The following is a 23,884-nucleotide window of genomic DNA, read 5'->3' as shown; positions in this document are numbered from 1 at the left end:
CCCTTCCTGATCGGCGTAGCCGTGCTGCTGGTCGCACTGCTCGGCCTGGCCGGCCTGTTCAAGGCCTTCTACCGCAAGGTCGACCAGGGCGTGGCCCTGATCGTCAACGACATGAGCTCCACGCCCAAGGTGCACTTCACCGGTGCGCTGATCATCCCGGTGCTGTACCGCGCCGAGCTGATGCGGATCAGCCTGATCACGCTGCAGATCGACCGCCGCGGCAAGGAAGGCCTGATCTGCCGCGACAACATGCGTGCCGATATCGCCGTGGCGTTCTACCTGCGGGTCAACGAGACCCAGGCCGACGTGCTGCGCGTGGCCAAGGCCATCGGTGCCGACCGTGCATCGGACAAGCATGCCGTCGACGAGCTGTTCAACGCCAAGTTCTCCGAAGCGCTGAAGACGGTCGGCAAGAAGTTCGACTTCACCGAACTGTTCGAGAAGCGCCAGGAGTTCCGCGACGAGATCATCGCGGTGATCGGCAATGATCTGAACGGCTACGTCCTTGAGGACGTGGCGATCGACTACCTGGAACAGACCCCGAAATCGCTGCTGGACCAGTTCAACATTCTCGACGCGCAGGGCATCCGCAAGATCACCGAATTGACCGCCGCGCAGAACGTGGTGACCAACGAGCTGGAGCAGAACGAGAAGCTCGCCATCACCAAGAAGAACGTGGAAGCGCGCGAAGCGCTGCTGGCCCTGGAACGCCAGCAGGCCGAAGCCGAAGCACGGCAGAAGCGCGAGATCGAGACCATCCGCGCACGCGAGGAGGCCGAGACCGCCAAGGTGCAGGAGGAGCAGCGCCAGTTGTCCGAGAACGCCCGTATCGAAGCGCAGCAGCTGATCGAGATCCGCGACCAGAACCGCCTGCGCGAAGTGGAAGTGGCCGAGCAGAACCGCCAGCGTGCCGTGGCCATCGAGGCCGAGCGCGTGGAGCGCGCACGCCAGCTGGAGCAGGTCACCACCGATCGTGAAGTGCAGCTGCAGGGCGTGGAGCGTGACAAGGTGGTCGAGCAGGGCAAGATGGACGTGGCCAACATCACCCGTGAACGCATCTCCATCGACAAGACCGTGGCGCAGGAAGAGGAGCGCATCAAGGAAGTGCGCGAAGTCTCCGAGGCCGACCGCCAGAAGCAGGTGCTGATCCTGGAAGCCGAGGCCAAGGCGCAGGAAGCGCTGGTGCGCGAAGTCAAGGAAGCGCAGGCGCGCGAGACCGCTTCAAAGCATCGCGCGGTGGAACTGACCACGCTGGCCCAGGCCGAGCATGAAGCGGCCGGCAAGCAGGCCGAAGCCAAGCGCCTGTTGGCCGATGCCCTGCGTGCCGAACAGGCAGCGCCGGGCCTGGCCGAAGCGCAGGTGCGTGAAGCTTCGGCGCTGGCCATCGAGAAGGTCGGCATTGCCGAAGCGCGCGTGATCGAAGCCAAGGCCGAAGCCAGCCTGAAGCAGGGCAGCAACGAAGCCCGCGTTCTGGCCGAGACCCTGCAGGCGCAGGCGCAGGGTGAGGAAAAGATGGGCCTGGCCCGTGCCACCGCCACCGAGTCGCTGGGCAATGCCGAAGCCGGCGTGGTGCAGAAGAAGCTGCTGGCCGAGGCCGAGGGCCTGGTGCGCAAGTTCGAAGCCATCGCCTCGCTGAGTGACCAGGCACGTGGCCATGAAGAGTTCCGCATGATGCTGGACAACAGCCTGAAGCAGGCGCTGGCCTCGATCGAAGCCGGCAAGGAAGTCTCGCGCGAGAACGCCAATGTCATCGCCAGCGCGCTGCGCAACGCCGATATCGACCTGGTCGGCGGCGACGGCGGCATGTTCGAGAACCTGGTCAAGGCGGTGTCGCTGGGCAAGTCGATCGAAGGCTTCGCCGGCAAGAGCCCGATCGTGCAGGAGCTGATGCAGCGCTACCTGGGCGTGGCCGTGGCCGAACCGGCGCCGCGCCAGATCGCCGAGGATGCTGAAGCGGTACCGACCGTGTCGGCTACCGTGGTCGACAGCGCCCGTTGATGCATCGGGCGATGGCCGCCGCCATCGCCCGCCCGCGCCGGCCGCAACCGCGGCCGTCCGCCCGTGAGCCGGAAACCTGCTGATGTCTGAAACCCATCCGTCCGCCGAATCCACTGCGCCGGAGGCCGGCGGCAGCACCGTCGACCAGGCTGTCGCCCAGGGCGGCGCCTACGAAGTCCTGCGCCGCCGCCTGGCCGAGCAGGGCCAGCGCCTGCAGGGCCTGGCCGAAACACTCAACCGCCAGCGCCTGGCCGAGTTCGGCGACAGCCGCCTGGAGGTGGTCGGGCGCTTCCGCATCCGCAGCGACAACAACTGCGTCGGCCGTGACATCGTGCAGGTGGGCCCGGACCGCCTGCTGTTCGGCTACAACGTGTTCATCGGGTTGAAGACCCAGACCCGCATCGAGGATGTGTTCGGCCTGTACCGGCTGGTGCAGGGCAGCGATGGCTACGACGTCGCTGCCTTGGAGCTGAAGGGCAGCTTTCTCGACCAGCCCGGCTTCGTGCACGATTTCAACGAGCTGTATGCCTACTACAAGCACGCGCGCCTGCTGCAGCTGATCGTGGTCGGCGACAAGCTGCTGGCCTCGTTCCAGATCGGCGAGCGCAGCAGCGACGTGCGCGTGTTCCGCTGGGCGCTGTCGCGCGAGGGCGAGCTGACTTACCTGGATGCGCGCGGTGAGCGCGATATCGCACTGCCGCCGCCGTTCGACTTCGAATGGACCCGGGCGACCCGCGACCTCGCGGTCAACGGCCGCCACTCGCACCTGAACATCCTCGACACCCTGTTCGTTGAGACCACCGGTGGCGACCTCACCATCAAGGTCGAAAACAACACCGAAACCGGACAGGGCATCTACAGTGAACCCGTGGAGGACAGCACGCAGTCGCTGGACGACGCCCAGTTCGAGTTCGCCCGGGTCGGCTCGCTGGTATTGCTGAAGGTGCTGCCGTACCGCGAGACCGAATGGCGCGGCCTGATCTACAACACGCTGACCGGCGGCATCGTGCGCAATGATGCGATCGTGCAGGCCTGCGTGCAGCTGCCCGAAGACCATGGCGTGATCTTCCCGGGTGGCTATTACCTGCAGGGCGGCGAGCACAAGGCATTTGATGCCTCGATGGCCGGCATGCAGTTCAAGCGCAGCATCCGTTCGCCAAACGGCGAGGACGTGCTGTACATCTTCTACGAGCGCGAAGGCGGGCGCTCGGCGCTGTTCGTCTACAACACCATCCAGCGCGTGCTGCAGAACCCGGTGTTCGGCCATGGCTACGCCTTGATGCAGGACGGGCGCATGGTGCTGTTCCATGCCGAGGGCAGCGAACCGACCCGCATCCATCCGATGCAGGTCTGGCAGACGCCGTTCAGCAGTGACGAGTTTGCCGCCAGCCGACCGCCCGGCAACACCTTCATGGGCCGCATCGGCAACGCCGAGCTGGTGCGCGGCATCTCCAACCTGTTCAACCTGGCGCGCGAGATTGAAGGCCAGGACGTGTCGGTACAGCGCTACCAGCGACTGGTGGCCGATACCCGGCGCCTGTTCGATGCGCACCACTGGCTGGGCGACGAGGCCTGCGATGGCGCCGAGGCGCTGCTGCGGCAGATCAGCGCCACCGGCGAATCGGTGCTGGACGAGTACGAGAAGGTGCAGTCGATCCGCCAGCAGTCAGCGCAGGCGATGGTCGAGGCAGAGGCCGCGCACAAGGCGCTGCTGGGCCGGCTGCAACCGCAGAACTGGAGCGAGGTGCAGGCCTTCGTCGAGGCCCTCAACGCGATCACCGCATTGCGCGGGCGGCTGCTGACCCTCCGCGAGCTGCGCTACATCGACACCGCGCGCATCGAGACGATGACCGTCGAACTGGTGGAGGCACAGGACCGTGTTGGCGCCGCCACCGGTGACTTCCTCGCCGGCGAGGAGGCGCTGGCGCCGCTGGCCACGCGCCTGCAGGCGCTGGATGATGCCGCGCAGCAGGCACAGACGGCGCGCCAGCTGGACGAGCAGTTGGAAGGCCTGCGTGGCATGGCGTCCGACCTGGACATGCTGTCCGAGCTGATGGCCGGCCTGAAGGTGGACGATGCCACTGCCCGCACCCGCGTGGTCGAGTCGATCTCGGTGCTGTACGGTCGCCTCAACCAGGCGCGCGCGCGTGCTGACCAGCGCCGCAGGTCACTCGGTTCGGCCGAGGCCGTGGCGCAGTTCGCCGCCCAGTTCGCGCTGTTCTCGCAGTCGATCACCAGCGCGCTGGCGCTGGCCACCGACCCCGAACGTGCCGACGAGCAGTTGTCGCGCCTGCTGGTCCAGCTGGAAGAACTGGAGAGCCAGTTCGGCGAACACGAGCAGTTCCTCGGCGACATCCTGAGCAAGCGCGAAGAGCTGGTCGAGGCCTTCGAAACGCACAAGCAGGCCTTGCTGGATGACCGCCAGCGCAAGGCGCGTTCGGTACTGGATGCGGCCAATCGGATCCTCGACGGCCTGGCCAGGCGCACCGAGCGCTTCGCCACCGCCGATGAGCTCAACGCGTTCTTTGCCGGCGATCCGCTGATCCTCAAGCTGCGTGAGCTGGCCGAGCGCCTGCGCACGCTGCACGACAACGTCAAGGCCGACGACATCGAGGCGCGGCTGAAGGGCGTGCGTGACCAGGCGGTGCGCCAGCTGCGCGACCGCAGTGACCTGTACGAAGCCGGCGGCAACGTGGTGCGGCTGGGCCCGCGCCATCGCTTCAGCGTCAATACGCAGGCACTGGACCTGACCCTGTTGCCGCGTGGCGATACGTTGGCCATCCATCTGACCGGCACCGACTTCCTGGAGACCCTGCACGACCCGGAGCTGGACGCACTCAAGCCGTTCTGGCCGGTCACCCTCGACTCGGAATCGCCCACGCTGTATCGCGGCGAGTACCTGGCCGGCAGCCTGCTGCTGGCCGCGCAGGAGGGGCGCGACGGCCTCGATCTGGCTGCGCTGCAGCACGACGTCGCGAATCCGGAAGCGCTGGATCAGCGCGTGCGTGCGTTTGCCGCACCACGCTATCGCGAAGGCTACGAGCGCGGCATCCATGACCACGATGCGGCACTGATCCTGCGTGCGCTACTGCCTTTGCAGCAGGCGGCCGGCAGCCTGCGCCATGCACCGCGGGTGCGTGCGCTGGCGTTGCTGTTCTGGGCCGCCGAGCAGCGGCGCGAAGCGGTGGCGCAATGGCCGGCGCGGCAGGTGGGCGCCGAGGCGCTGGCACGCCTGCTGGGGTCCGACGAAGGGCGTCTGGCGTTGCGCACAGAAATGGCCGAGACGCTGCTGGCGTATGCGCAGTCCCACGCGTTGCCGTTCGATGCCGATGCCGCGGAGGCTGCATCCGCCTATCTGGGCGAAGAACTCGCGGCGGGCGATCCGGTGTTCAGCAGCAGCCGCCACGCGGTGGCGCTGCTGGAGGCATTGGCCCAGCAGCTGGAGCAGGCGGGGCAGCGTGAGGCGGTCGAGCGTGCCCTGCAGCGCGGCCAGGATCCACTGGCTACGCGTTGGTCATTGGCTGGGCAGTGGCTGCGCGCAGTGGCGCGGATGCCGGCGCATGCCCAGCATGCCGGCTATGTCGACGAAGCCGCCGCGTTGCTGCTGGTGCAGCGCCAGTTGCGCACCCGTACCAGCGATGCCGCACTGCAGGCGGAGGTCAATGGCCTGCTGGGTGAACACGCACGCATCAGCAATGGCACGCTGGTGGTATCGCTGGATGATTTCCTGGCGCGCCTGCAGCAGCACCTGCGTCATTTCGTGCCAGCGTTCCATGCCTACCAGGCGCTGCGCCAGGGCATCATCGGTCGCGAGCGCGAGACCCTGCGGCTTTCCGAGTTCAAGGCGCGGCCGCTGTCCTCGTTCGTACGCAACAAGTTGATCAACGATGTCTACCTGGGCGTGATCGGTGACAACCTGGCCAAGCAGATGGGCACGGTCGGCGAGAACAAGCGCAGCGATCTGATGGGCCTGCTGATGATGATTTCGCCCCGGGCTATGGCAAGACCACGCTGATGGAATACGTGGCGCACCGGCTGGGCCTGGTCTTCATGAAGATCAACGGCCCGGCGCTGGGCCACGAGGTGCGCTCGCTGGACCCGGCCCAGGCACCGGACGCGACCTCGCGGCAGGAGCTGGAGAAGCTCAACCTGGCGCTGGAAATGGGCAACAACACCATGCTGTATGTGGACGACATCCAGCACACCCATCCCGAGTTCCTGCAGAAGTTCATCTCGCTGTGCGATGGCACCCGCCGTATCGAGGGTGTGTGGCGCGGTCGCACCCGCACCTACGACATGCGCGGCAAGAAGTTCTGCGTGGTGATGGCCGGCAACCCGTACACCGAGTCCGGCGAGGTGTTCAAGATTCCGGACATGCTGGCCAACCGTGCCGACATCTACAACCTCGGTGACGTGCTCGGTGGCATGGCGGCCGCCTTCACCCTCAGCTACATCGAGAACAGCCTGACCTCCAATCCGGTGCTGGCGCCGCTGGCCACGCGCGACATGGCCGACCTGTATGTGCTGGTCGACCGCGCGATGGGCAAGGAGGTCTCGACCAACAGCCTCGGCCACGCCTACAGCAGCGCGGAGATCAACGAGATCACCGCCACCCTGCAGCGCATGCTGCGTGTGCGCGACGTGGTCTACCGGGTCAACCAGCAGTACATCGCCAGCGCCGCACAGGACGACCGCTACCGCACCGAGCCGCCGTTCCGCCTGCAGGGCAGCTACCGCAACATGAACAAGCTGGCCGAGAAGATCTCCCCGGTGATGAACGAGGACGAACTGCAGCAGTTGATCTCCGACCACTACCTGGGCGAGGCGCAGCTGCTGACCACCGGCGCCGAAGAGAACCTGTTGAAGCTGGCCGAACTGCGCGGCGTACTGGATGACACGCAGGCGCAGCGCTGGGCGCAGATCAAGCGCGACTTCCTGCGCAACAAGGCCATGGGTGCCGACGACAGCGATGTCGGCGGGCGCGTGGTGGCGCAGCTGGCCGATATCGCCACCGCGCTGCAGCTGCCACCGCCCGCGCCAGAAGCGATCCCCGTTGCGGCCCCGGCGCCGTGGCCGGCGCTGCTGGAGGCCCTGCATCGCCTTTCAGAGGCGCGTCCCGCCGCCGCGCCGGCGCCGGTCGTGGCAGCCCCCAGCGTGCCGGCCACGCCCCTGGCCGAAGACCTGCAGGCGGGCCTGGCGCCGCTGGTGGAGCTGCTGGCGGCATCGCAGGCGCAGCAGGTGCAGGTGTCGCAGACCCTGGCCGCGTTCGCCGGCTGGGCGCGACAGCAGGTCGAGCGGGGCACGCCGAGCGCTGTGGTGGCGCAGCGCGCGCGCGTGCGCCGCGCCGCGACGCCGGAGGAGCGGGCGCTGGATGAGGCGCTGATGCGCCACTTCTACGGCGAGTCATTGCCACCGGAAGACGGCGATGGCATGCCGGCATCCACGCCGAAGCCGCCGCCGCTGCCGTGACCACGCGCGTGCCACTGCCGCCACCGATGCTGCCGGATACGGTCGATGTCGCTGCGCTGGCCGACTATGGTGCGCCGTTGCTGCAGGCGCTGGCGCGGCGCGAAGCGCCGTTGCCACCGGATGCGGGCGAGCGCCTGGTGGCTGCGCTTGCGCGCATCGCGCTGGCTCTGCAGGCCGGCAACCCGGCGCAGATCCGGCAGCAGGAAGGCTGGTGGGGACGGCTGCTGGGGCGCGATGTCGCTCGCGAAGCAGAAGGGCACGCGCTGCAGTCGCAGCTGGGCGTACTGGCCCTGCAGGCGCGTGAGCAGGCCCAGCACCTGCAGCAGCACATGCAGCTGCGGGCCATGGCCATCGTTGAGCATTCCGCGGCGGCCGCGGCGCTGGACGGCTGGGCCGAACTGGCTGCGTCGCGGCTGACGACGCTGGATAGCGCCGGTCAGGCCGCGCTGTCGCATCGGCTGGACCATCTTCGCCGGCTGGCCTCGATGCGCCGCCTGGAAGCCGGCCAATGGCAGCTGCTGCAGGACCAGGACAACATGCTGCTGCAACGCTTCGCGCGCATCCATGACGTGCTGCTGCCGGCCTGGCGGCAGGCTGCAGTGGCGGGCCAGGCCGCTGCGGGCGCTGCGTTGGCTGGCAAGGCTGCCACGTTGCACGCACAGATCGATGACGAGGTGGCCGCGGCTCAGGCTAGACTGCCTTGAGCCGGCCGCCGCTGCCGCTTACCCAACTGCAAGGAGACTGCCCGATGACCCAGGACAGCCAGACCCCCGGTGCCCTCGTACCCGGCACGACCACCGCCACTGCGCTCGATGAAGGTGCGCTGCAGGCGCTGGGACTGGTACGCGAGGATCTGCCGCGCATCGCCGAGATCCGTCTGGAACTGGACGATCTGCGCCCGGGCAACCTGCAGGTGTTCGGCCGCGAAGCGGCCACGCGCACCGCAGCGTTCTCCAGCCAGTTGCTGGACCAGGTGCGCAATCGTGACCTGGATGCCAGTGGCGAGAAGCTGGGCGAAGTGGTGCGCATCGCGCGCAGCCTGAAGCTGGATGGCTTCGCGCAGCGATCGAAGGTGCCGGTGATCGGTGGCCTGATTGATCGCATGCGCGCCTCCAAGGGCGAGCTGGTGCAGAAGTTCAGCGACACCAATGCGCAGATCGAACAGCTGCTGGCCGACGTCGGCGTGCAGCAGGCGTTGATGGGAAAGCGCGTGCGGGAGTTCGACCGCATGCACGATATCGTCCGCGAAGAACGTCGTGCGCTCGGCCTGTATGCGGCAGCGGGCAAGCAGCGGCTGGCCGAACTGCAGGCCGAACAGCTGGCCGGGCAGGGCAGCGAGGACCCCCAGCAGCGCATCCGCCAGGGCGAGATCGACAATGCGATCCGGTTGATCGAGAAGCGCGTGTCCGACCTGCAGCTGATGCAGCACGCCGCCGACCAGTCGCTGCCGATGATCCGCCTGATCCAGGCCAACGCACTGCAGCTGATCGAGAAGTTCAACACCGTCCGCGACATCACCATTCCGTCGTGGAAGCGCCAGTTCGCCATCCAGCTCTCGCTGGGCGAACAGAAGGCTGCGGTCGAACTGTCCACGGCCATCGATGACGCCACCAACGAACTGATGCGTCGCAATGCCGACCTGCTGCGCCAGGCCTCGGTGGATACCGCGCGCAGCAACCAGCGCGGCGTGATCGACGTGGCCACGCTGCGCCATGTGCACGACCAGCTGATCGCCACGGTGGAAGAAGTGCGCAGCATCCATCGCGAAGGGATGCAGCAGCGGCAGCAGGCCGAAGTCGAGCTGTCGCGCCTGCGCGAAGACCTGCAGCAGCGCCTGGCCACACCGACCGCCAGCTGAAAAAAGGGGACGGAGGGAATTAAGTCGTTTGTGCCACTTGCGACTTAATTCCCTCCGTCCACTTTTTGTTGTCAGTGGAGTTGCTGGCCCAGCCAGTCGGCGAGCGCATCCACGCGCGCATCAGGTGGTCCGTCCGGTCGCGCCAGCACCCAGAAACCACCGGTGGCGGCAAACCCCCACGGCGCGACCAGTCGCCCGGCGGCCAGGTCCTCGGCCACCAGTGGCTCGGGTGCGATCGCCGGGCCCAGCCCGGCCACCGCTGCCTCCAGCAGGTAGTACAGATGCTCGAAGGCCGTACCCAGCTGCAGCTTCGCGGGGTCCAGAGCGTGCGCCTGCGCCCACGCCGGCCACGCCTGCGGCCGTGAGCTGGTGTGCAGCAGCGTTTCCTGCAGCAGCGCCGAGGGCGGTACATGCCGCAGGCGCTGCGCGGCCGGATGCGAGGGGGCCACCACCACGCCGACCCGTTCCGGGGCCAGCTCACGCACCTGCCAGCCGCGGGGCCACGGCCCCTGCGCCAGCAGCAATACCGCATCCAGTGCCGCCTGTGCCTCGGTGAAGCTGCCATCCAGCGCTGACCATTGCAGGCGCACGCCGGGCAGGGCGGCCTGCAGCGCAGGCAGGCGCGGGATCATCCAGCGCGCCAGCACGCTGCCGCTACAGCCCAGTACCAGCGCCGGGGCCGCCGCCGGCCGCCGCAGTTCGCGCACGCAGTCTTCGATGCCGCCGAAGGCCTCGCTGCACGCTGCCTGCAGCCGCGTGCCCGCAGCGGTCAGGCGCAGGCCGCGACCGGCACGCTGGAACAGCGCCAGGCCGAGATGGTCTTCCAGCAGCTTCAGCTGCCGGCTGACCGCACCATGGGTGACATGCAGGTCGTGTGCGGCGCGGCCAACGCCGCCGAGACGGGCGGTGGCCTCGAACGCACGCAGCGCATTGAGCGGCGGCAGCAGGGAACGGCTCATGTGAGATTTCCTGACGATATGCGCCAGATAATATCCATTTTCCGGTCAAGACCCGTGCGCTAGAGTATCTACCTGTCTCGAACCAGCGGTCGCTTCCATGTCTGCCTCCCCATTGCCGACTACCACGCCTTCCCGGATGCCCAGGGCCATTTCGGCCGCTACGGCGGCAGCTTTGTTGCCGAAACCCTGGTGGGTCCGCTGCAGGAACTGGCCCAGGCCTATGACCAGGCCCGTCAGGACCCGGCATTCCAGGCTGCCTACGACCGCGACCTGGCCCATTACGTGGGCCGGCCGAGCCCGATCTACCACGCCCAGCGCCTGAGCGACCATGTCGGCGGCGCGCAGATCCTGCTCAAGCGTGAAGACCTGAACCACACCGGCGCGCACAAGATCAACAACACCATCGGCCAGGCGCTGCTGGCCGCGCGGATGGGCAAGAAGCGCATCATCGCCGAGACCGGTGCCGGCCAGCACGGTGTTGCCAGTGCCACCGTTGCCGCCCGCTTGGGCCTGGAATGCGTGGTGTACATGGGCGCCACCGACATCGAGCGGCAGAAGATCAACGTCTACCGCATGAAGCTGCTGGGCGCGACTGTGGTGCCGGTCACCTCCGGCTCGGCCACCCTGAAGGACGCGCTCAACGAAGCGATGCGCGACTGGGTGACCAACGTGCAGGACACCTTCTACATCATCGGCACCGTGGCCGGCCCGGATCCGTATCCGCGCATGGTCCGTGACTTCAACGCCATCGTTGGCCGCGAGGCGCGCGAGCAGATGCTGGCCGAGTATGGCCGCCTGCCCGATGCGATCACCGCCTGCGTCGGCGGCGGCAGCAACGCCATCGGCCTGTTCCACGCCTTCCTCAACGATCGCCAGGTCGAGATCGTCGGCGCCGAAGCCGCCGGCGACGGCATCGGCACCGGCCGCCACGCCGCATCGATCGCCGCCGGTCGGCCGGGCGTGCTGCATGGCAACCGCACCTATGTGCTGTGCGACGACGACGGCCAGATCATCGAGACCCACTCGGTGTCGGCCGGCCTGGACTATCCGGGCGTCGGCCCGGAGCATGCTTTCCTGGCCGATACCGGCCGTGCGCGCTACCTCGGCATCACCGATGAAGAAGCGCTGCAGGCCTTCCACCTGCTGGCGCATACCGAGGGTATCCTGCCGGCACTGGAGTCCAGCCACGCACTGGCACAGGCGATCAAGCTGGCGCGTGAGCGTCCGCGTGACCAGATCGTGCTGTGCAACCTGTCCGGCCGTGGCGACAAGGACGTGCACACCATCGCCGCGCGCGAAGGGCTGGTGCTGTGAGCGCGCTGCTGCGGAACAGCGGGGTGCTTCTGCTGGTGCTGGGCCTGGCCGCGTGCCAGCCGCCGGAACCGCCAGTGCTTGCGCCGGCTGCCAAAGCCACCGCGCAGCCCGCACAGCAGCCGGCCGCCAACGATGACCTCGACCCGATGGCGCGTACGCCGATCGTCGATCCGCCGTCTGCGGAAGAGAGCAACGGCGACAACGCCCCCGCCGTCGCCTCGGTGGCACTGGACCATGCCGGCGAAGTGCTGGTCGGCCAGCACATGGGGGACCTGAAGTCACTGGGGCCCTGGAAGGCACAGGGCGCGAAAGAGTTCTTCGAAGGCGACTGCGAGTACTACGACGGCAGGGGGTTGCCGCCGGGCGTGTCGATGATGACCGACGACGACCGCGTGGTCCGTTTTGATCTGAAGCCGGGCGACGACCCGGAGCTGCCGGTTGAACAGCCCGGTCCATTCGGCCTGCGCATCGGCATGACCCGTGCCCAGGCCATGGCACAGTTCCCGAAGCCGCCGGTATCCAGCCCGCATGCCTACGACGGTGACCAGGGCGAGTACCTCACCTGGCAGGACCCGGGTTCGGACCTGGGCATCCGCCTGGAACTGTTTGAAGGGAAGGTCACCCGGATGTACTGGGGAACCAGCGATGCGATTGAACTGATTGAAGGATGTGCCTGAAATGCCCGTATCCCGACTCGATGCCTGTTTCCTGCGTCTGCGCGAACAGCAGCGCAAGGCGCTGATTCCCTTCGTCACCGCCGGTGATCCCTCGCTGGAGGCGACCGTGCCGGTCATGCACGCACTGGTCGAGGCCGGCGCCGACGTGATCGAACTGGGCGTGCCGTTTTCCGACCCGATGGCCGATGGCCCGACCATCCAGCGCAGCTCCGAGCGCGCGCTGGCGCGCGGCGCCGGCAGCCGCTACGTCCTGCAGGCCGTGGCGCAGTTCCGCGAACGCGATGCGCAGACCCCCGTGGTGCTGATGGGCTACCTCAACCCGGTGGAGATCCATGGCTACGCGGCCTTCGCCAAGGCCGCCGTCGACGCCGGCGTGGACGGCGTGCTGCTGGTCGATCTGCCGCCGGAAGAAGCGGGCGACGCCCAGCAGGCGTTCGACGCAGCCGGCCTTGCGCTGGTCCTGCTGGCGTCGCCGACCACCAGCGAGGCGCGAGCCGACAAGCTGCTGGCGCTGGCCCGTGGCTATCTCTACTACGTCAGCTTTGCCGGTGTCACCGGCGCGTCCGAGCGCTTGGACAGCGATGCCGCCAGTACCCGCCTGCAGGCGTTGCGCGCGCGCATCGGTGCCGGTGGTGGCGGGCTTCGGTATCAAGGATGCCGCCAGTGCCGCGGCCATGGCCCGCCAGGCCGATGGCGTGGTGGTCGGAAGCGCGCTGGTGGCGGCGCTGGCAGAAGCGGGTTCGGCGGAAGACGCGGTGCAGCGCGCCCGGGCCTTCCTCGCCCCGCTGCGGCAGGCGCTGGACGCGTAACAGGACTGCCGGCCGCTGGCCGGGCTCCTCCTGATGGCTCGCGTGCAAGGGCTGCCGGCCAGCGGCGGGTACCGCCCAGCACCTAAACGTACGTCCCAGCATGGTTTTTTCCGGCTGCCCCGCGGCTGGAAAGGGGTGCACGGGCGGGGAAAGCGGAGCTAGACTGTCCGCCTTTGCGGCCCCTGGGCCGCCCTGAACGGAAGTGTCCTCCCGCATGAGTTGGCTCAGCAAGTTGATGCCGTCCGGCATCCGCACCGACAACACCCCAGCAAGAAGCGCAGTGTCCCCGAGGGCCTGTGGGAAAAGTGCAGCAACTGCGGCAGCGCGTTGTACCGTCCGGAACTGGAAGAGAACCTGGAAGTCTGCCCGAAGTGCGGCCATCACATGGCGATCCGCGCGCGCGCGCGCCTGGCCGCCCTGTTCGACGCCGACAGCACCACCGAGATCGGTGCGCGCCTGGGGCCGACCGACCTGCTCAAGTTCAAGGACCAGAAGAAGTACAGCGAGCGCATCAAGATCGCGCAGAAGAATACCGGCGAGTACGACGCGCTGATCGCCATGCGCGGCCTGCTCAAGGGCCGTGCGCTGGTGGCATCGTCCTTCGACTTCGCCTTCATGGGCGGCTCGATGGGCTCGGTGGTCGGCGAGCGTTTCGCACTGGCCGCAGAAACCGCGGTCGAGATCGGTGCGCCCTACGTGTGCTTCTCGCAGAGCGGTGGCGCACGCATGCAGGAAGGCCTGTTCTCGCTGATGCAGATGGCCAAGACCTCGGCCGCGCTGGGCAAGCTGCGTGAAGCCGGGCTGCCGTACATCTCGGTGCTGACCCATCCGACCACCGGTGGTGTCTCGGCCTCCTTTGCGATGCTGGGCGACATCAACATCGCCGAACCGCAGGCGCTGATCGGCTTCGCCGGCCCGCGCGTGATCGAGCAGACCGTGCGCGAGAAGCTGCCGGAAGGCTTCCAGCGCTCGGAGTTCCTGCTGGAGCACGGTGCCATCGACCAGATCTGCGACCGCCGCGAGCTGCGTGACCGCCTGTCCGACCTGCTGGCGATGCTGGGCCGTCAGCCGGCGCCGGAGGTGGCATGATGGGAGGCCGCAAGTACTTCGGTACTGATGGCATCCGTGGCCGGGTCGGCCAGGGCGTGATCTCGGCCGACTTCGTGCTGCGCCTGGGCAACGCCCTGGGCCGTGTACTGGTCGCCCAGCGCGGCCAGGACGGGCGCCGGCCGATTGTGGTGATCGGCAAGGACACCCGCATTTCCGGCTACATGTTCGAGGCGGCACTGGAAGCCGGCCTGGTGGCCGCCGGTGCCGACGTGCAGCTGCTGGGGCCGATGCCGACTCCGGCGGTGGCGTTCCTGACCCGTACGCTGGGCGTGGATGCCGGCATCGTCATCAGCGCCTCGCACAACCCGCACTACGACAACGGCATCAAGTTCTTCTCCGCCCAGGGCGAGAAGCTCGACGATGCCACCGAGCTTGCCCTCGAAGCGGCGCTGGACGTTCCGTTCACCACCGTCGAATCGGAGAAGCTGGGCAAGGCATCGCGTGGCCGCGAGGCGGTCGGCCGCTACATCGAGTTCTGCAAGGCCAGCGTGCCGCGCGCGTTCGACCTGCGTGGCGTACGCCTGGTGCTGGACTGCGCGCACGGCGCCACCTACCAGATCGCACCGCTGCTGTTCCGCGAGCTGGGTGCCGAGGTGATCGGCATTGGCGCCGAGCCCAACGGCGTCAACATCAACGCCGGCGTGGGCTCCACCCATATCGACAATCTCGCGGCCAAGGTCCGCGAAACCCGCGCTGATCTCGGCATTGCCTTCGACGGCGACGGCGACCGCGTGCTGATGGCCGACGACCAGGGCAACCCGGTCGACGGCGATGACCTGCTTTACATCCTGGCCCGCGCATGGAAAGCCGAAGGCCGCCTGCGCGGCCCGGTGGTCGGCACGCTGATGAGCAACTACGGCGTGGAGAAGGCCTTCGCCGATCTGCAGATTCCGTTCGTGCGCAGCAACGTCGGTGATCGCTATGTGCACCAGGCGCTGATCGAAGGCGGTGGGGTGCTCGGCGGCGAAGCCTCCGGCCACCTGCTGTGCCTGGATCGGGCCACCACCGGTGACGGCATCGTCAGTGCGCTGCAGGTGCTGGTGGCGTTGCGCAACAGCGGGCAGACCCTGCGCCAGGCATTGAAGGGACTGGTGCGGGTGCCGCAGAAGACGGTCAACGTGCGGCTGGGCAATGTCTCGGCCAAGGCAACGGTGCAGGCCGACAGTGTGCAGGCCGCGCTGGCCGACGCGCAGCAGTCGGTGGCCGGCCGTGGCCGTGCGTTCCTGCGCCCGTCCGGTACCGAGCCGGTGGTGCGTGTCACGGTCGAGGCCGATGATGCAACGCTGATGCAGGACACGCTGGACCGCCTGTCCGCGGCGGTCCGTGAAGCCGCCGCCTGAGGCCGCTGCACATCAGCCCGACGAAAACGCCCCGGAATGCCGGGGCGTTTTCGTTGAAGGGGCAAGGCGTTGGGCTGCCTACGGCCCCGGCACCATCTTCTTCTGGCGTGCCTTGAAGCCATTGAACAGCGGTGCGATCAGCGGGTTGTAGCTCTGTGCGATGCGTTTTCGCAGCCAGCTGGCCGGGCGGTTGCGGATCGCGAAACGATAGATGCGCTCCGGATCGCCGCCGACCACGTTGCGGCCGAACGGGTGGGTGGTGTGCAGGTAGCGGAAGCCGTGCTCGCGCGCCACCTCGATGTGGTCCTGGTCGAAATCGCCGTAAGGCCAGCACAGCGTATCGGACACCTCGCCGAGCTTGTCCCGCAGGACTTCGCGCGAGACTGCCAGATCGTGGCTCAGGCCCGCACGGCGCTGTGCGCGGTCCAGGTCGTCGCGGCGCAGCCAGCGGGTGTGGGTATGGGTGTGGCAATGCACTTCGAAGGTGCCGGCGGCGATGGCCGCGCGCGCTTCGCTCCAGCGCATCATCACGTCGTCGCTGCGGTTCTGCTGGTAGATCGCCGCTTCGCAGCCGCGGTGGTCCGGCGTGGCAGGCAGCACTGCCCCGGCAAGCCCCGCATGGGGCCGCTCCGGGCCTTCGCCCATCCAGCCGGTGACCACGAACACCACTGCGTGCATGCCGTACTTCTGCAGGATCGGGTGCGCATACACCCAGTTGTCCAGGTAGCCATCGTCGAAGGTGATCACGATCGACTTGCGCGGCACCGGCTTGCCGGCCAGGAAACCGGCGTACTGGTCCAGTGTCAGCGAGGTCCAGCCGTTGCCGGCCAACCAGGCGATCTGGCTTTCGAAATTCTCCGGTGACACGGTGATCATGCCCGGCGACGGACTGACGTGGTGGTGCATCAGCACCGGTACGGTTCGGGCATCAGCCATGTCCCAGCTCCTTCAGCCACTGGCGGTAATAGTATTCGGTGGTCTCACCGTGGCCGTCGGGAGTGAACCGGTGCGCGCTGCGCATCCAGTCCCAGCCCGCGCGGCCCATCTGCCGCCGCCGTTCCGGATCGTCCACCAGCAAGCGCAGGGCGCCTGTCAGGGCTGCATTGTCGCCCAGCCGGGTGAGGATCGCATTGCTGCCATCGACCACCATTTCCGGCACGCCACCCACGCGCGTGGCCACGATCGGCACCCCGACATAGGCGGCCTCCAGGAAGACGGTACCGGCCGCTTCCTTGTGCGAAGCCAGCGCGAAGATGTCGAAGCCGGCCATCAGCCGGCACGCGCCGTCACGATAGCCGAGCAGGTGGACCTGCTGCTGCAGCCCGTGCTCGTCGCGCAGCGCCTGCAGTCGATCCATGACCGGCTGGCCATCGCCGACCACCACCAGGTGCAGGTTCGGGTGCGTCTTGCACAGCGGCACCATCGCCTGCAGCAGGTCGGCGTGGCCCTTGGGTTCGCGCAGCACCGCCACGCAACCGACCACGATGTCCTGTTCGCCGAAGCCGAGCTCGGCGCGCACTTCCGCGCGTACCTCCTGCAGGCATTGCCAGGGGTCGTCCTTGCGGATCTCGCTCCAGCGCGGCGGGACCGCGATGGGCGGCACGATACCGATGTGTTCGGCCGGAATGCCGCGCTCGGCCAGCAACTGCTTGACGAAGCTGCTGACGGTCAGCACCCGGTGCGGCAGGCCGGTATAGGTCAGCAGCGAGTTGACCGGGCTCATCAGGTGGCGCGAGCGCACCACCAGCGGCGTGCCGCCCAGGCGTGCGCCGGCGGCGGCGATCAGCGCGTCACGGCGGCTGGTGGTGTTGACCACGTCATAGCGTTCGCGGCGCACCAGGCGCGAGACCGACCAGATGCCGCGCAGCAGGCGCAGCAGGCCGCCCATGCGCAGGGTGTGCACGGTGAAACCGTCGTCGCGTGCCAGCTTGGCCAGTCGCGCTTCGGGCTGGCACAGCAGCGCCACCTCATGGCCACGCGCGCGCATCACCTGCATGTGGCGGAAGATGTAGATCTCCTGTCCGCCCATTCCCTTGGCGGCTTCGGTGTGCAGGATGCGCAGCGGACGGTTCATGCAGGATCGATCCTTGAGGGTCAGCGGTTGCGGAAGCGGGTCAGCGCTTCCCATGCAGTGCGTACGGCGGCCGCGTCGGGCGCCTGCTGTGACAGCGGCCGGTAGCGCAGGTCCAGAGCGGTGGCGTTGCCGAACTTGTCGAACACGTAGATGGCATCGCCATGGCGCACCGCGCGCTGCGACCAGCTTTCGACCACCAGCGCACGCGGGCCCTGCGGTTCGGCCAGTAGGTCCTGGCCGGTGCTGTAATCGGTCAGTGCGTTCTCGCAACCCAGCGCGTGGCGCATCAGTGTAGGTACCCAGTCTTCGTGCGAGCTGGTGCGGGCGTCGCGGCCAGCGGCTCTGCCTGGCCAATGCAGCACGAACGGGACCTGCAGCTGGTAGTCGGAGAAGTTGCCGTTGTGGCCCCAATAGTTCAGCTTGAGGTCGTTGAACTCTTCGGCATGGTCGCCGGTGACCAGCACGATGGTGTCCTCGGCCAGGCCCTGTGCGCGAAGGTCGTCCAGCAGCGAGCCGATCAGGCTGTCTGCGTAGTGCACGGCGGTGCGGTAGCGGTTGAGTTCCGGCGTCGGGTCATGCTCCGGGCCGAATTTGAGGAAGTCGATGTCCGCAGCCATCGGCGTCGCCACGGGCGGGTAACCATCGGGCATGTGGTAGGGCGCGTGGGTGGAGTCGAGGAACACGAAGCCGAACCACGGGCGCTGCGCCGCCTGGCTGACGCGGATGTCCTGCTGCAGTGCACTGATGATCGCGCGGTCGCGGCCGTCGGACTTCAGTGCCGATGGGCCCTGGTGCAGCTGGTCGCGCACATCGGCGAAAGCCGTGCGATCGAACTCCGGGCTGTACAACGGCGCACTGCCGTACAGGTGCAGGTCGTAGCCCTGCTGGCCCAGCACCTGGAACAGTTGCGAGCCGCGCTGCTCGTCGAGCATGCTTGGCCAGTAGCCACCGGGCAGGCCGTACAGCAGCCCGAACAGGCCGTAGCGGGTGGCATTGCCGGTGCTGAAGTGCTGGTCGAACACGCGCGCGTCCTGCGCCAGCGCCGACGTGTTGGGCATCAGCTGCGGTGTCAGCACGTCCTGGCGCAGCGATTCCAGCACCACCATCAGCACATTGGGGCGATGCGGGTTCTGGCAGCGCAGCGGGTGCAGTGGGTACTGCAGCTGCGCATGGCGCGGGTCGGGCAGGCCGGCCTGCTGCTGGCTGACCACGCCCAGGCGCCGCATGAAGCTCTTGGCGGTGATCGGTTGCGCCCACGGCAGGTAGTTCCACTGCGCGATCACATCGCGGTCGCCACGGGCGTCGTAGTAGGCGGTGGCGACCTGGCCGCCGGCCATCAGAAGCGCGACCGCTGCCCACGCCTGCAGCACCCGTCGCCGGCGCGGCGCTGCCGGCAACAGCTTCCAGCACGCCCAGGCCAGCAGGCCTTCGGCGGCGAAGACCGCGGCGACCAGCAGCGCGACCTGCAGCCAGGTCTTCCAGGACAGGGCGACCTGGTCCTGCAGGGCGCCGCCGAACACCATGTTCACGACCATGGCGTTGAGGTGGAAGCGGTACAGGGTGAACACCTTGGCGTCGACCAGCAGCAGGCACAGCCACAGGCCCTGCAGGAGAACGGCGCTGATGCTCAGCGTACGGGCAGTGCGTGGCCACAGCCCCAGCAGCAATGGCAGCAGGCCGGCCAGCGCACCGAACGCGAGCAGGTGGCCGGGCAGGGCGATGGCGAGGTAGGCCAGGCCCGCGCTGCCGCCTGGATTGTCCCGCAGCGGCACGTTGCCCAGTGCGATCGCCGCAGCCAGGGCCGCATTGCCGGCGACGAACAGCGACCACCAGGCCAGCCGGCGCCAACGCCGGGTGGAACCTTCAAGGGCGGGGGCGGCAGGGGCGGCTGCGGACATGGCGGGGCGGATTCAGGGAGCGGGCAAAGGGGCGGGCCCAACGTGACGGAAGTGTTAATCCGCGCGCGGGTCGCGCATTGTATCGGTTTGTTTCTTCGTATCGAGTGGCGTCCCCCGGGCGATCTGTCACAATGTTCAGGCGGGCCATGAATGCGCTGGCCCCCCAGACCCAATGACAAGCCAGGAACCGCTGTGAGCCAGATCCCCACCCTCGACATCACCCGTTTCGACAGCGACCGCGAGGCCTTCGTGGCCGAGCTGGGCGCGGCCTATCGCCAATGGGGATTCGCGGGCATCCGCAACCACGGCATCCCGCAGGCCGACATCGACGCGGCCTACGATGCCTTCAAGGCCTTCTTCGCCCTGCCGGAAGAGGTCAAGCGCAAGTACCACGTGCCTGGCAGCGGCGGCGCCCGTGGCTATACCCCCTTCGGCGTGGAGACCGCCAAGGGCTCCAAGCACTTCGACCTGAAGGAGTTCTGGCACATCGGCCGCGAGATCGCCGACGACTCCAAGTACCGTGACGTGATGGCGCCGAACCTGTGGCCGACCGAAGTCGAGGGCTTCCGCGAGCGGGGTACGGCCTGTACCAGGCGCTGGATAACCTGGGGTCGCGCGTGCTGTCGGCGCTCGCCCTGCACATCGGCCTGCCGGAGAATTTCTTCGCCGACAAGACCAACTTCGGCAATTCGATCCTGCGCCCGATCCACTACCCGCCGATCACCACCGACGACATCCCGAACGTTCGTGCCGGTGCTCATGGCGACATCAACTTCATCACCCTGCTGGTGGGTGCCAGTGCCGCGGGCCTGGAAGTGCAGTCGCACGACGGCGAGTGGGTGCCGTTCACCTCGGACGCGGACACGATCGTGGTCAACATCGGCGACATGCTGCAGCGCCTGACCAACCATGTTTATCCGTCGACCATCCACCGCGTGGTCAATCCTCCGGGCGAGCTGGCGCGCCAGCCGCGCTACTCGGTGCCGTTCTTCCTGCACCCGAACCCGGACTTCCTGATCGACGTGCTGCCCTCGTGCATCACCCCGGAGAACCCGAGCCGGTACCCGGAGCCGATCACCGCCCACGGCTTCCTCGAGGAACGCCTGCGCGAGATCAAGCTGAAGTAAAGAAAAGTGAGGCCGCCGAAAGGCGGCCTTGTTTTTTGCAGGGTCGCACCCTGCGCCCGCGGTAGTGCCGGCCGCTGGCCGGCAAGCCCAAAGCCAAGGCGGCTCTGGATTCGTGCCGGTTGAGCGGGGCGGCGTGGGTTGGCAGGACACGCCGTGAACCCCCAGACCGGCCCAGCCGCTGGCGGCTGTGCGTTCGGGCGCTTGCGAAGCAGTGCTTCGCAAGCAAAGCGCCCTCACCCCTGGGGGCTCGATGGCGCCTTGCTCGTGTGCGCTGTCCTGCGCACACGGCAAGACCGGGGTTGGGCGTCCTGCCCAACCCGCCCGAGGCATGCCTCGGGCCCATGGCGCCAACGGTCCTGCCAACCCACACCGCCCCACCCCGACAGTTTCCCGGTGACGGTGGGTAAATCCCGATTCTCGGTAGGTGTCGACCTTGGTCGACACGGTAGATCCACGCCATGCGTGGATGAGATCTGTCAGATCGAAGTGGGGCAGGGCACCCGGAATGCCGCTTTTGCTCTTGCTCTTCTTTTTTCTTTCCGTGGCGGGCGGAACCGCCGGACTGTGTCAGAGGCCGGGCGGGTGGGGCTGCGCAGGGGCGTGAGCCGCATGGATGCGGCGATCGAGCTTACATGGACGTACTTGCAGCGCCCCCTGCGCAGTCCTACCCGCCCGGCCAAGCCCCAGATCTAGCCGGGCTCTCCGCGACCACCCAAACCCCGCCCCCCCCTCCGCCACGAGGGGCTGCGCCGTTGGCTGAAAATCCATGTAACCGCTTACAAGGAAACGGATTTTTGCCGCAACGGGTATCATGACCGGCTGACTTCACACAGGAGCCACCCGCTCATGCGCCGCAAGATCGTCGCCGGAAACTGGAAGCTGCATGGCAGCCGTCAATTCGCCAATGAACTGCTGGGGCAGGTGGCCGCCGGGCTGCCGCTGGAGGGCGTGGACGTGGTGATCCTGCCCCCGCTGCCGTACCTGGGCGAGCTGGTCGAGGACTTCGGCGCGACCGGCCTGGCCTTTGGCGCACAGGACGTGAGCAGCAACGAGAAGGGCGCCTACACCGGCGAAGTCTGCGCGGCCATGCTGGTCGAGGTCGGGGCCCGCTATGGCCTGGTCGGCCATTCCGAGCGCCGCCAGTACCACCATGAAAGCAGCGAGCTGGTCGCGCGCAAGTTCGCCGCTGCCCAGCATGCCGGCCTGGTCCCGGTGCTGTGCGTGGGCGAGACCCTGGAACAGCGAGAGGCCGGGCAGACCGAAACGGTCATCGCCAGCCAGCTGGCGCCGGTACTGGAACTGGTCGGTGCGGCCGGTTTCGCCAACGCCGTGGTCGCCTACGAGCCGGTCTGGGCCATCGGCACCGGCCGTACCGCCAGCAAGGAGCAGGCGCAGCAGGTGCACGCGTTCATCCGTGGCGAAGTCGCGCGTATCGATGCTAGAATCGCCGATTCACTGCCCATTGTTTACGGCGGTAGCGTGAAGCCCGACAATGCCGGGGAACTGTTCGCGCAGCCGGATGTCGATGGTGGGCTGGTCGGCGGCGCCTCCCTGGTGGCCGCGGACTTCCTGGCCATCGCACGGGCGGCGGCCGCGAACTAATCCTAGAAGTATTGTCCGAGGGCGGTTTCCAATGCTGATGTTGATCCTCAATGTCGTCTACGTGCTGGTCGCTGTGGCCATGATCGCGCTGATCCTGATGCAGCGTGGCTCGGGTGCGGCGGCAGGTTCGGGCTTTGGTGCTGGTGCCTCGGGTACGGTGTTCGGTGCGCGTGGCGCCTCGAACTTCCTGTCCAAGTCGACCAAGTGGCTGGCTGTCGTGTTCTTTGGCATCAGCCTCTTCATGGCCTGGTATGCCGGTCACGGCACCCGTCCGGCAGCCGACCAGGATCTGGGTCTGATGTCCGCCCCGGCAGCGGCTGCTCCGGCGGCTCCGGCGGGCGAGCTGCCGGCCGTCCCGAAGGCCGATGCGGTCCCGGCAGCCCAGGTTCCGGCCGCGAATGTGCCGGCTCAGGCGGAATCTTCGGTTTCTGGTGAAGAAAAGCCTTCAGAAGGCTCCCAGAAAGACTGAAGCCGGTTACAATACGCGGCGCATCGGAAAGATAGTCTGATGTGATCGTTTGCCCAGGTGGCGGAATTGGTAGACGCACTACCTTGAGGTGGTAGCGACGCAAGTCGTAGGGGTTCGAGTCCCCTCTTGGGCACCATTTGTAAGTAAAGCGGGTTCGTCTGGCGCGCAAGGCGCCAGGCAGGTTCCCGTCCACTCCCCATGCCAAAGCGCCTGCAGGCGCGGCGGCAGAGGCAAGAGAGAATCGCTGTGCTGGCCGAATATTTGCCGTCTCTGCTGTTTCTGATCGTTGCCACCGGTATCGGCGTTACGCTGATGCTGGTTGGTCGATTCCTCGGTCCCCGCCGCCCCGATCTGGAAAAGCTGTCGCCGTATGAGTGCGGCTTCGAAGCCTTCGAAGACGCGCGCATGAAGTTCGACGTGCGCTACTACCTGATCGCGATCCAGTTCATCGTCTTCGACCTGGAAATCATCTTCATCGTGCCGTGGACCCAGGTCTTCATGGAACTGGGCGCCCGTTCGCTGGTCACCATGGGCCTGTTCGTCGGCATGCTGTTCCTCGGTTTCATTTACGTCTGGAAGAAGGGAGCGCTGGAATGGGAGTGATTCAGACTCTCGATGGCCTCATGAACAACCCGTCGCCGGAAGGCCGGGTTGATGACATCCTGCGGCCGGAAGGCGACAACCCGCTGCTGGAAAAGGGCTTCGTCACCACCAGCGTCGACGCACTGCTGAACTGGGCGCGCACCGGCTCGATGTGGCCGATGACCTTCGGCCTGGCCTGCTGCGCGGTCGAGATGATGCATGCCGGCGCCGCGCGCCTGGACCTGGACCGCTACGGCGTGGTGTTCCGCCCGTCGCCGCGTCAGTCCGACGTGATGATCGTGGCCGGCACCCTGGTCAACAAGATGGCCCCGGCGCTGCGCAAGGTCTACGACCAGATGCCGGACCCGAAGTGGGTCATCTCGATGGGTAGCTGCGCCAACGGTGGCGGCTACTACCACTACTCCTATTCTGTGGTGCGCGGCTGTGATCGCGTGGTGCCGGTGGACGTCTACGTCCCGGGCTGCCCGCCGACCGCCGAGGCGCTGGTGTACGGGATCCTGCAGCTGCAGAAGAAGATCTGGCGTACACAGACCATCGCCCGCTGACCCCTTCACCTGACTAGAGCGCGCCAAGCCCC

The 23,884-nt window shown here is 67.5% G+C and carries 16 protein-coding genes, 1 tRNA gene and 3 pseudogenes; 16 read left to right on the top strand and 4 right to left on the bottom strand.

Annotated features, from left to right (window positions below):
* Positions 1 to 21 precede the first annotated feature (21 nt).
* The 5 genes from DL544_RS14765 (at position 22) to DL544_RS14750 (ending at position 9,325) form a co-directional block, all read left to right on the top strand.
* Positions 22 to 1,998 carry a hypothetical protein gene (locus DL544_RS14765; protein WP_255312980.1) on the top strand — a complete coding sequence of 659 codons (1,977 nt, stop codon included), beginning with the start codon at positions 22 to 24 and terminating at the stop codon, positions 1,996 to 1,998.
* A gap of 82 nt (positions 1,999 to 2,080) precedes the next feature.
* Complete coding sequence (locus DL544_RS14760; protein ID WP_255312979.1) at positions 2,081 to 6,013, top strand: DNA repair ATPase; 3,933 nt, start codon at positions 2,081 to 2,083, stop codon at positions 6,011 to 6,013.
* Positions 6,013 to 7,467, top strand: a complete 1,455-nt coding sequence (locus DL544_RS22060) for a hypothetical protein (RefSeq protein ID WP_255312978.1) — start codon at positions 6,013 to 6,015, stop codon at positions 7,465 to 7,467. The genes DL544_RS14760 and DL544_RS22060 overlap by 1 nt, the downstream gene beginning before the upstream one ends.
* Entirely contained in the window at positions 7,464 to 8,171 is a 708-nt protein-coding gene (locus tag DL544_RS14755; RefSeq protein ID WP_065196986.1) for a cell division protein FtsY, read from the top strand. Before DL544_RS22060 ends, DL544_RS14755 begins: the two co-directional genes overlap by 4 nt.
* A gap of 44 nt (positions 8,172 to 8,215) precedes the next feature.
* Positions 8,216 to 9,325: a toxic anion resistance protein gene (locus DL544_RS14750; protein ID WP_065196987.1), complete on the top strand. Its 1,110-nt coding sequence runs from the start codon at positions 8,216 to 8,218 to the stop codon at positions 9,323 to 9,325.
* Positions 9,326 to 9,396: 71 nt separating this feature from the next.
* Here the strand turns inward: DL544_RS14750 and DL544_RS14745 are convergent, their stop codons facing one another.
* Positions 9,397 to 10,284, bottom strand: a complete 888-nt coding sequence (locus tag DL544_RS14745; RefSeq protein ID WP_139727423.1) for a LysR family transcriptional regulator — start codon at positions 10,282 to 10,284, stop codon at positions 9,397 to 9,399.
* Positions 10,285 to 10,356: 72 nt separating this feature from the next.
* Between DL544_RS14745 and trpB the strand changes: the two genes are divergently transcribed.
* The 5 genes and pseudogenes from trpB (at position 10,357) to glmM (ending at position 15,534) form a co-directional block, all read left to right on the top strand.
* Positions 10,357 to 11,598, top strand: coding sequence for a tryptophan synthase subunit beta (gene trpB, locus DL544_RS14740; protein ID WP_139727421.1), 1,242 nt, complete (start codon positions 10,357 to 10,359; stop codon positions 11,596 to 11,598).
* The gene (locus DL544_RS14735) at positions 11,595 to 12,275 is read left to right on the top strand and encodes a hypothetical protein (protein WP_005417951.1); all 681 of its coding nucleotides are present in this window, start codon (positions 11,595 to 11,597) and stop codon (positions 12,273 to 12,275) included. The genes trpB and DL544_RS14735 overlap by 4 nt, the downstream gene beginning before the upstream one ends.
* A gap of 1 nt (position 12,276) precedes the next feature.
* A pseudogene (gene trpA / locus DL544_RS14730) lies at positions 12,277 to 13,084 on the top strand (tryptophan synthase subunit alpha).
* A gap of 214 nt (positions 13,085 to 13,298) precedes the next feature.
* Positions 13,299 to 14,173, top strand: a pseudogene (gene accD, locus DL544_RS14725) (acetyl-CoA carboxylase, carboxyltransferase subunit beta).
* Positions 14,173 to 15,534: a phosphoglucosamine mutase gene (gene glmM, locus DL544_RS14720; RefSeq protein WP_065196991.1), complete on the top strand. Its 1,362-nt coding sequence runs from the start codon at positions 14,173 to 14,175 to the stop codon at positions 15,532 to 15,534. Before accD ends, glmM begins: the two are co-directional and overlap by 1 nt.
* A 78-nt stretch (positions 15,535 to 15,612) precedes the next feature.
* Here the strand turns inward: glmM and DL544_RS14715 are convergent, their stop codons facing one another.
* From DL544_RS14715 to DL544_RS14705, 3 genes are read right to left on the bottom strand one after another with little or no spacing between them, the layout of a single operon-like run.
* Positions 15,613 to 16,470 (bottom strand): polysaccharide deacetylase family protein, encoded by an 858-nt coding sequence (locus DL544_RS14715; RefSeq protein ID WP_134955820.1) that lies wholly within the window; start codon positions 16,468 to 16,470, stop codon positions 15,613 to 15,615.
* Positions 16,463 to 17,608, bottom strand: a complete 1,146-nt coding sequence (locus DL544_RS14710) for a glycosyltransferase family 4 protein (protein ID WP_134955819.1) — start codon at positions 17,606 to 17,608, stop codon at positions 16,463 to 16,465. The genes DL544_RS14715 and DL544_RS14710 overlap by 8 nt, the downstream gene beginning before the upstream one ends.
* Positions 17,609 to 17,628: 20 nt before the next feature.
* Complete coding sequence (locus tag DL544_RS14705) at positions 17,629 to 19,506, bottom strand: DUF3413 domain-containing protein (protein ID WP_139727419.1); 1,878 nt, start codon at positions 19,504 to 19,506, stop codon at positions 17,629 to 17,631.
* Between the two features lie 150 nt (positions 19,507 to 19,656).
* On the opposite strand from DL544_RS14705, the pseudogene DL544_RS14700 reads away from it, so the two are divergent.
* From DL544_RS14700 to DL544_RS14675, 6 genes and pseudogenes are all read left to right on the top strand, one after another.
* Positions 19,657 to 20,633: pseudogene (locus tag DL544_RS14700) on the top strand (isopenicillin N synthase family dioxygenase).
* An 846-nt stretch (positions 20,634 to 21,479) separates the two neighbouring features.
* A complete protein-coding gene (gene tpiA, locus DL544_RS14695) occupies positions 21,480 to 22,235 on the top strand; it encodes a triose-phosphate isomerase (protein ID WP_005417939.1) in 756 nt (251 codons plus the stop codon).
* Positions 22,236 to 22,266: 31 nt separating this feature from the next.
* A complete protein-coding gene (gene secG, locus DL544_RS14690) occupies positions 22,267 to 22,704 on the top strand; it encodes a preprotein translocase subunit SecG (protein ID WP_065179767.1) in 438 nt (145 codons plus the stop codon).
* 51 nt (positions 22,705 to 22,755) lie between these two features.
* Positions 22,756 to 22,840, top strand: a tRNA-Leu gene (locus DL544_RS14685).
* Positions 22,841 to 22,950: 110 nt separating this feature from the next.
* The gene (locus DL544_RS14680; RefSeq protein ID WP_005417937.1) at positions 22,951 to 23,307 is read left to right on the top strand and encodes an NADH-quinone oxidoreductase subunit A; all 357 of its coding nucleotides are present in this window, start codon (positions 22,951 to 22,953) and stop codon (positions 23,305 to 23,307) included.
* Positions 23,298 to 23,852 carry a NuoB/complex I 20 kDa subunit family protein gene (locus tag DL544_RS14675; RefSeq protein WP_005417936.1) on the top strand — a complete coding sequence of 185 codons (555 nt, stop codon included), beginning with the start codon at positions 23,298 to 23,300 and terminating at the stop codon, positions 23,850 to 23,852. Before DL544_RS14680 ends, DL544_RS14675 begins: the two co-directional genes overlap by 10 nt.
* Positions 23,853 to 23,884 lie beyond the last annotated feature (32 nt).

Origin of the sequence: Stenotrophomonas sp. pho (genome assembly GCF_006228405.1) — a bacterium.
GTDB lineage: Bacteria > Pseudomonadota > Gammaproteobacteria > Xanthomonadales > Xanthomonadaceae > Stenotrophomonas > Stenotrophomonas sepilia.
This window is presented reverse-complemented; position numbering and strand designations above follow the sequence as displayed.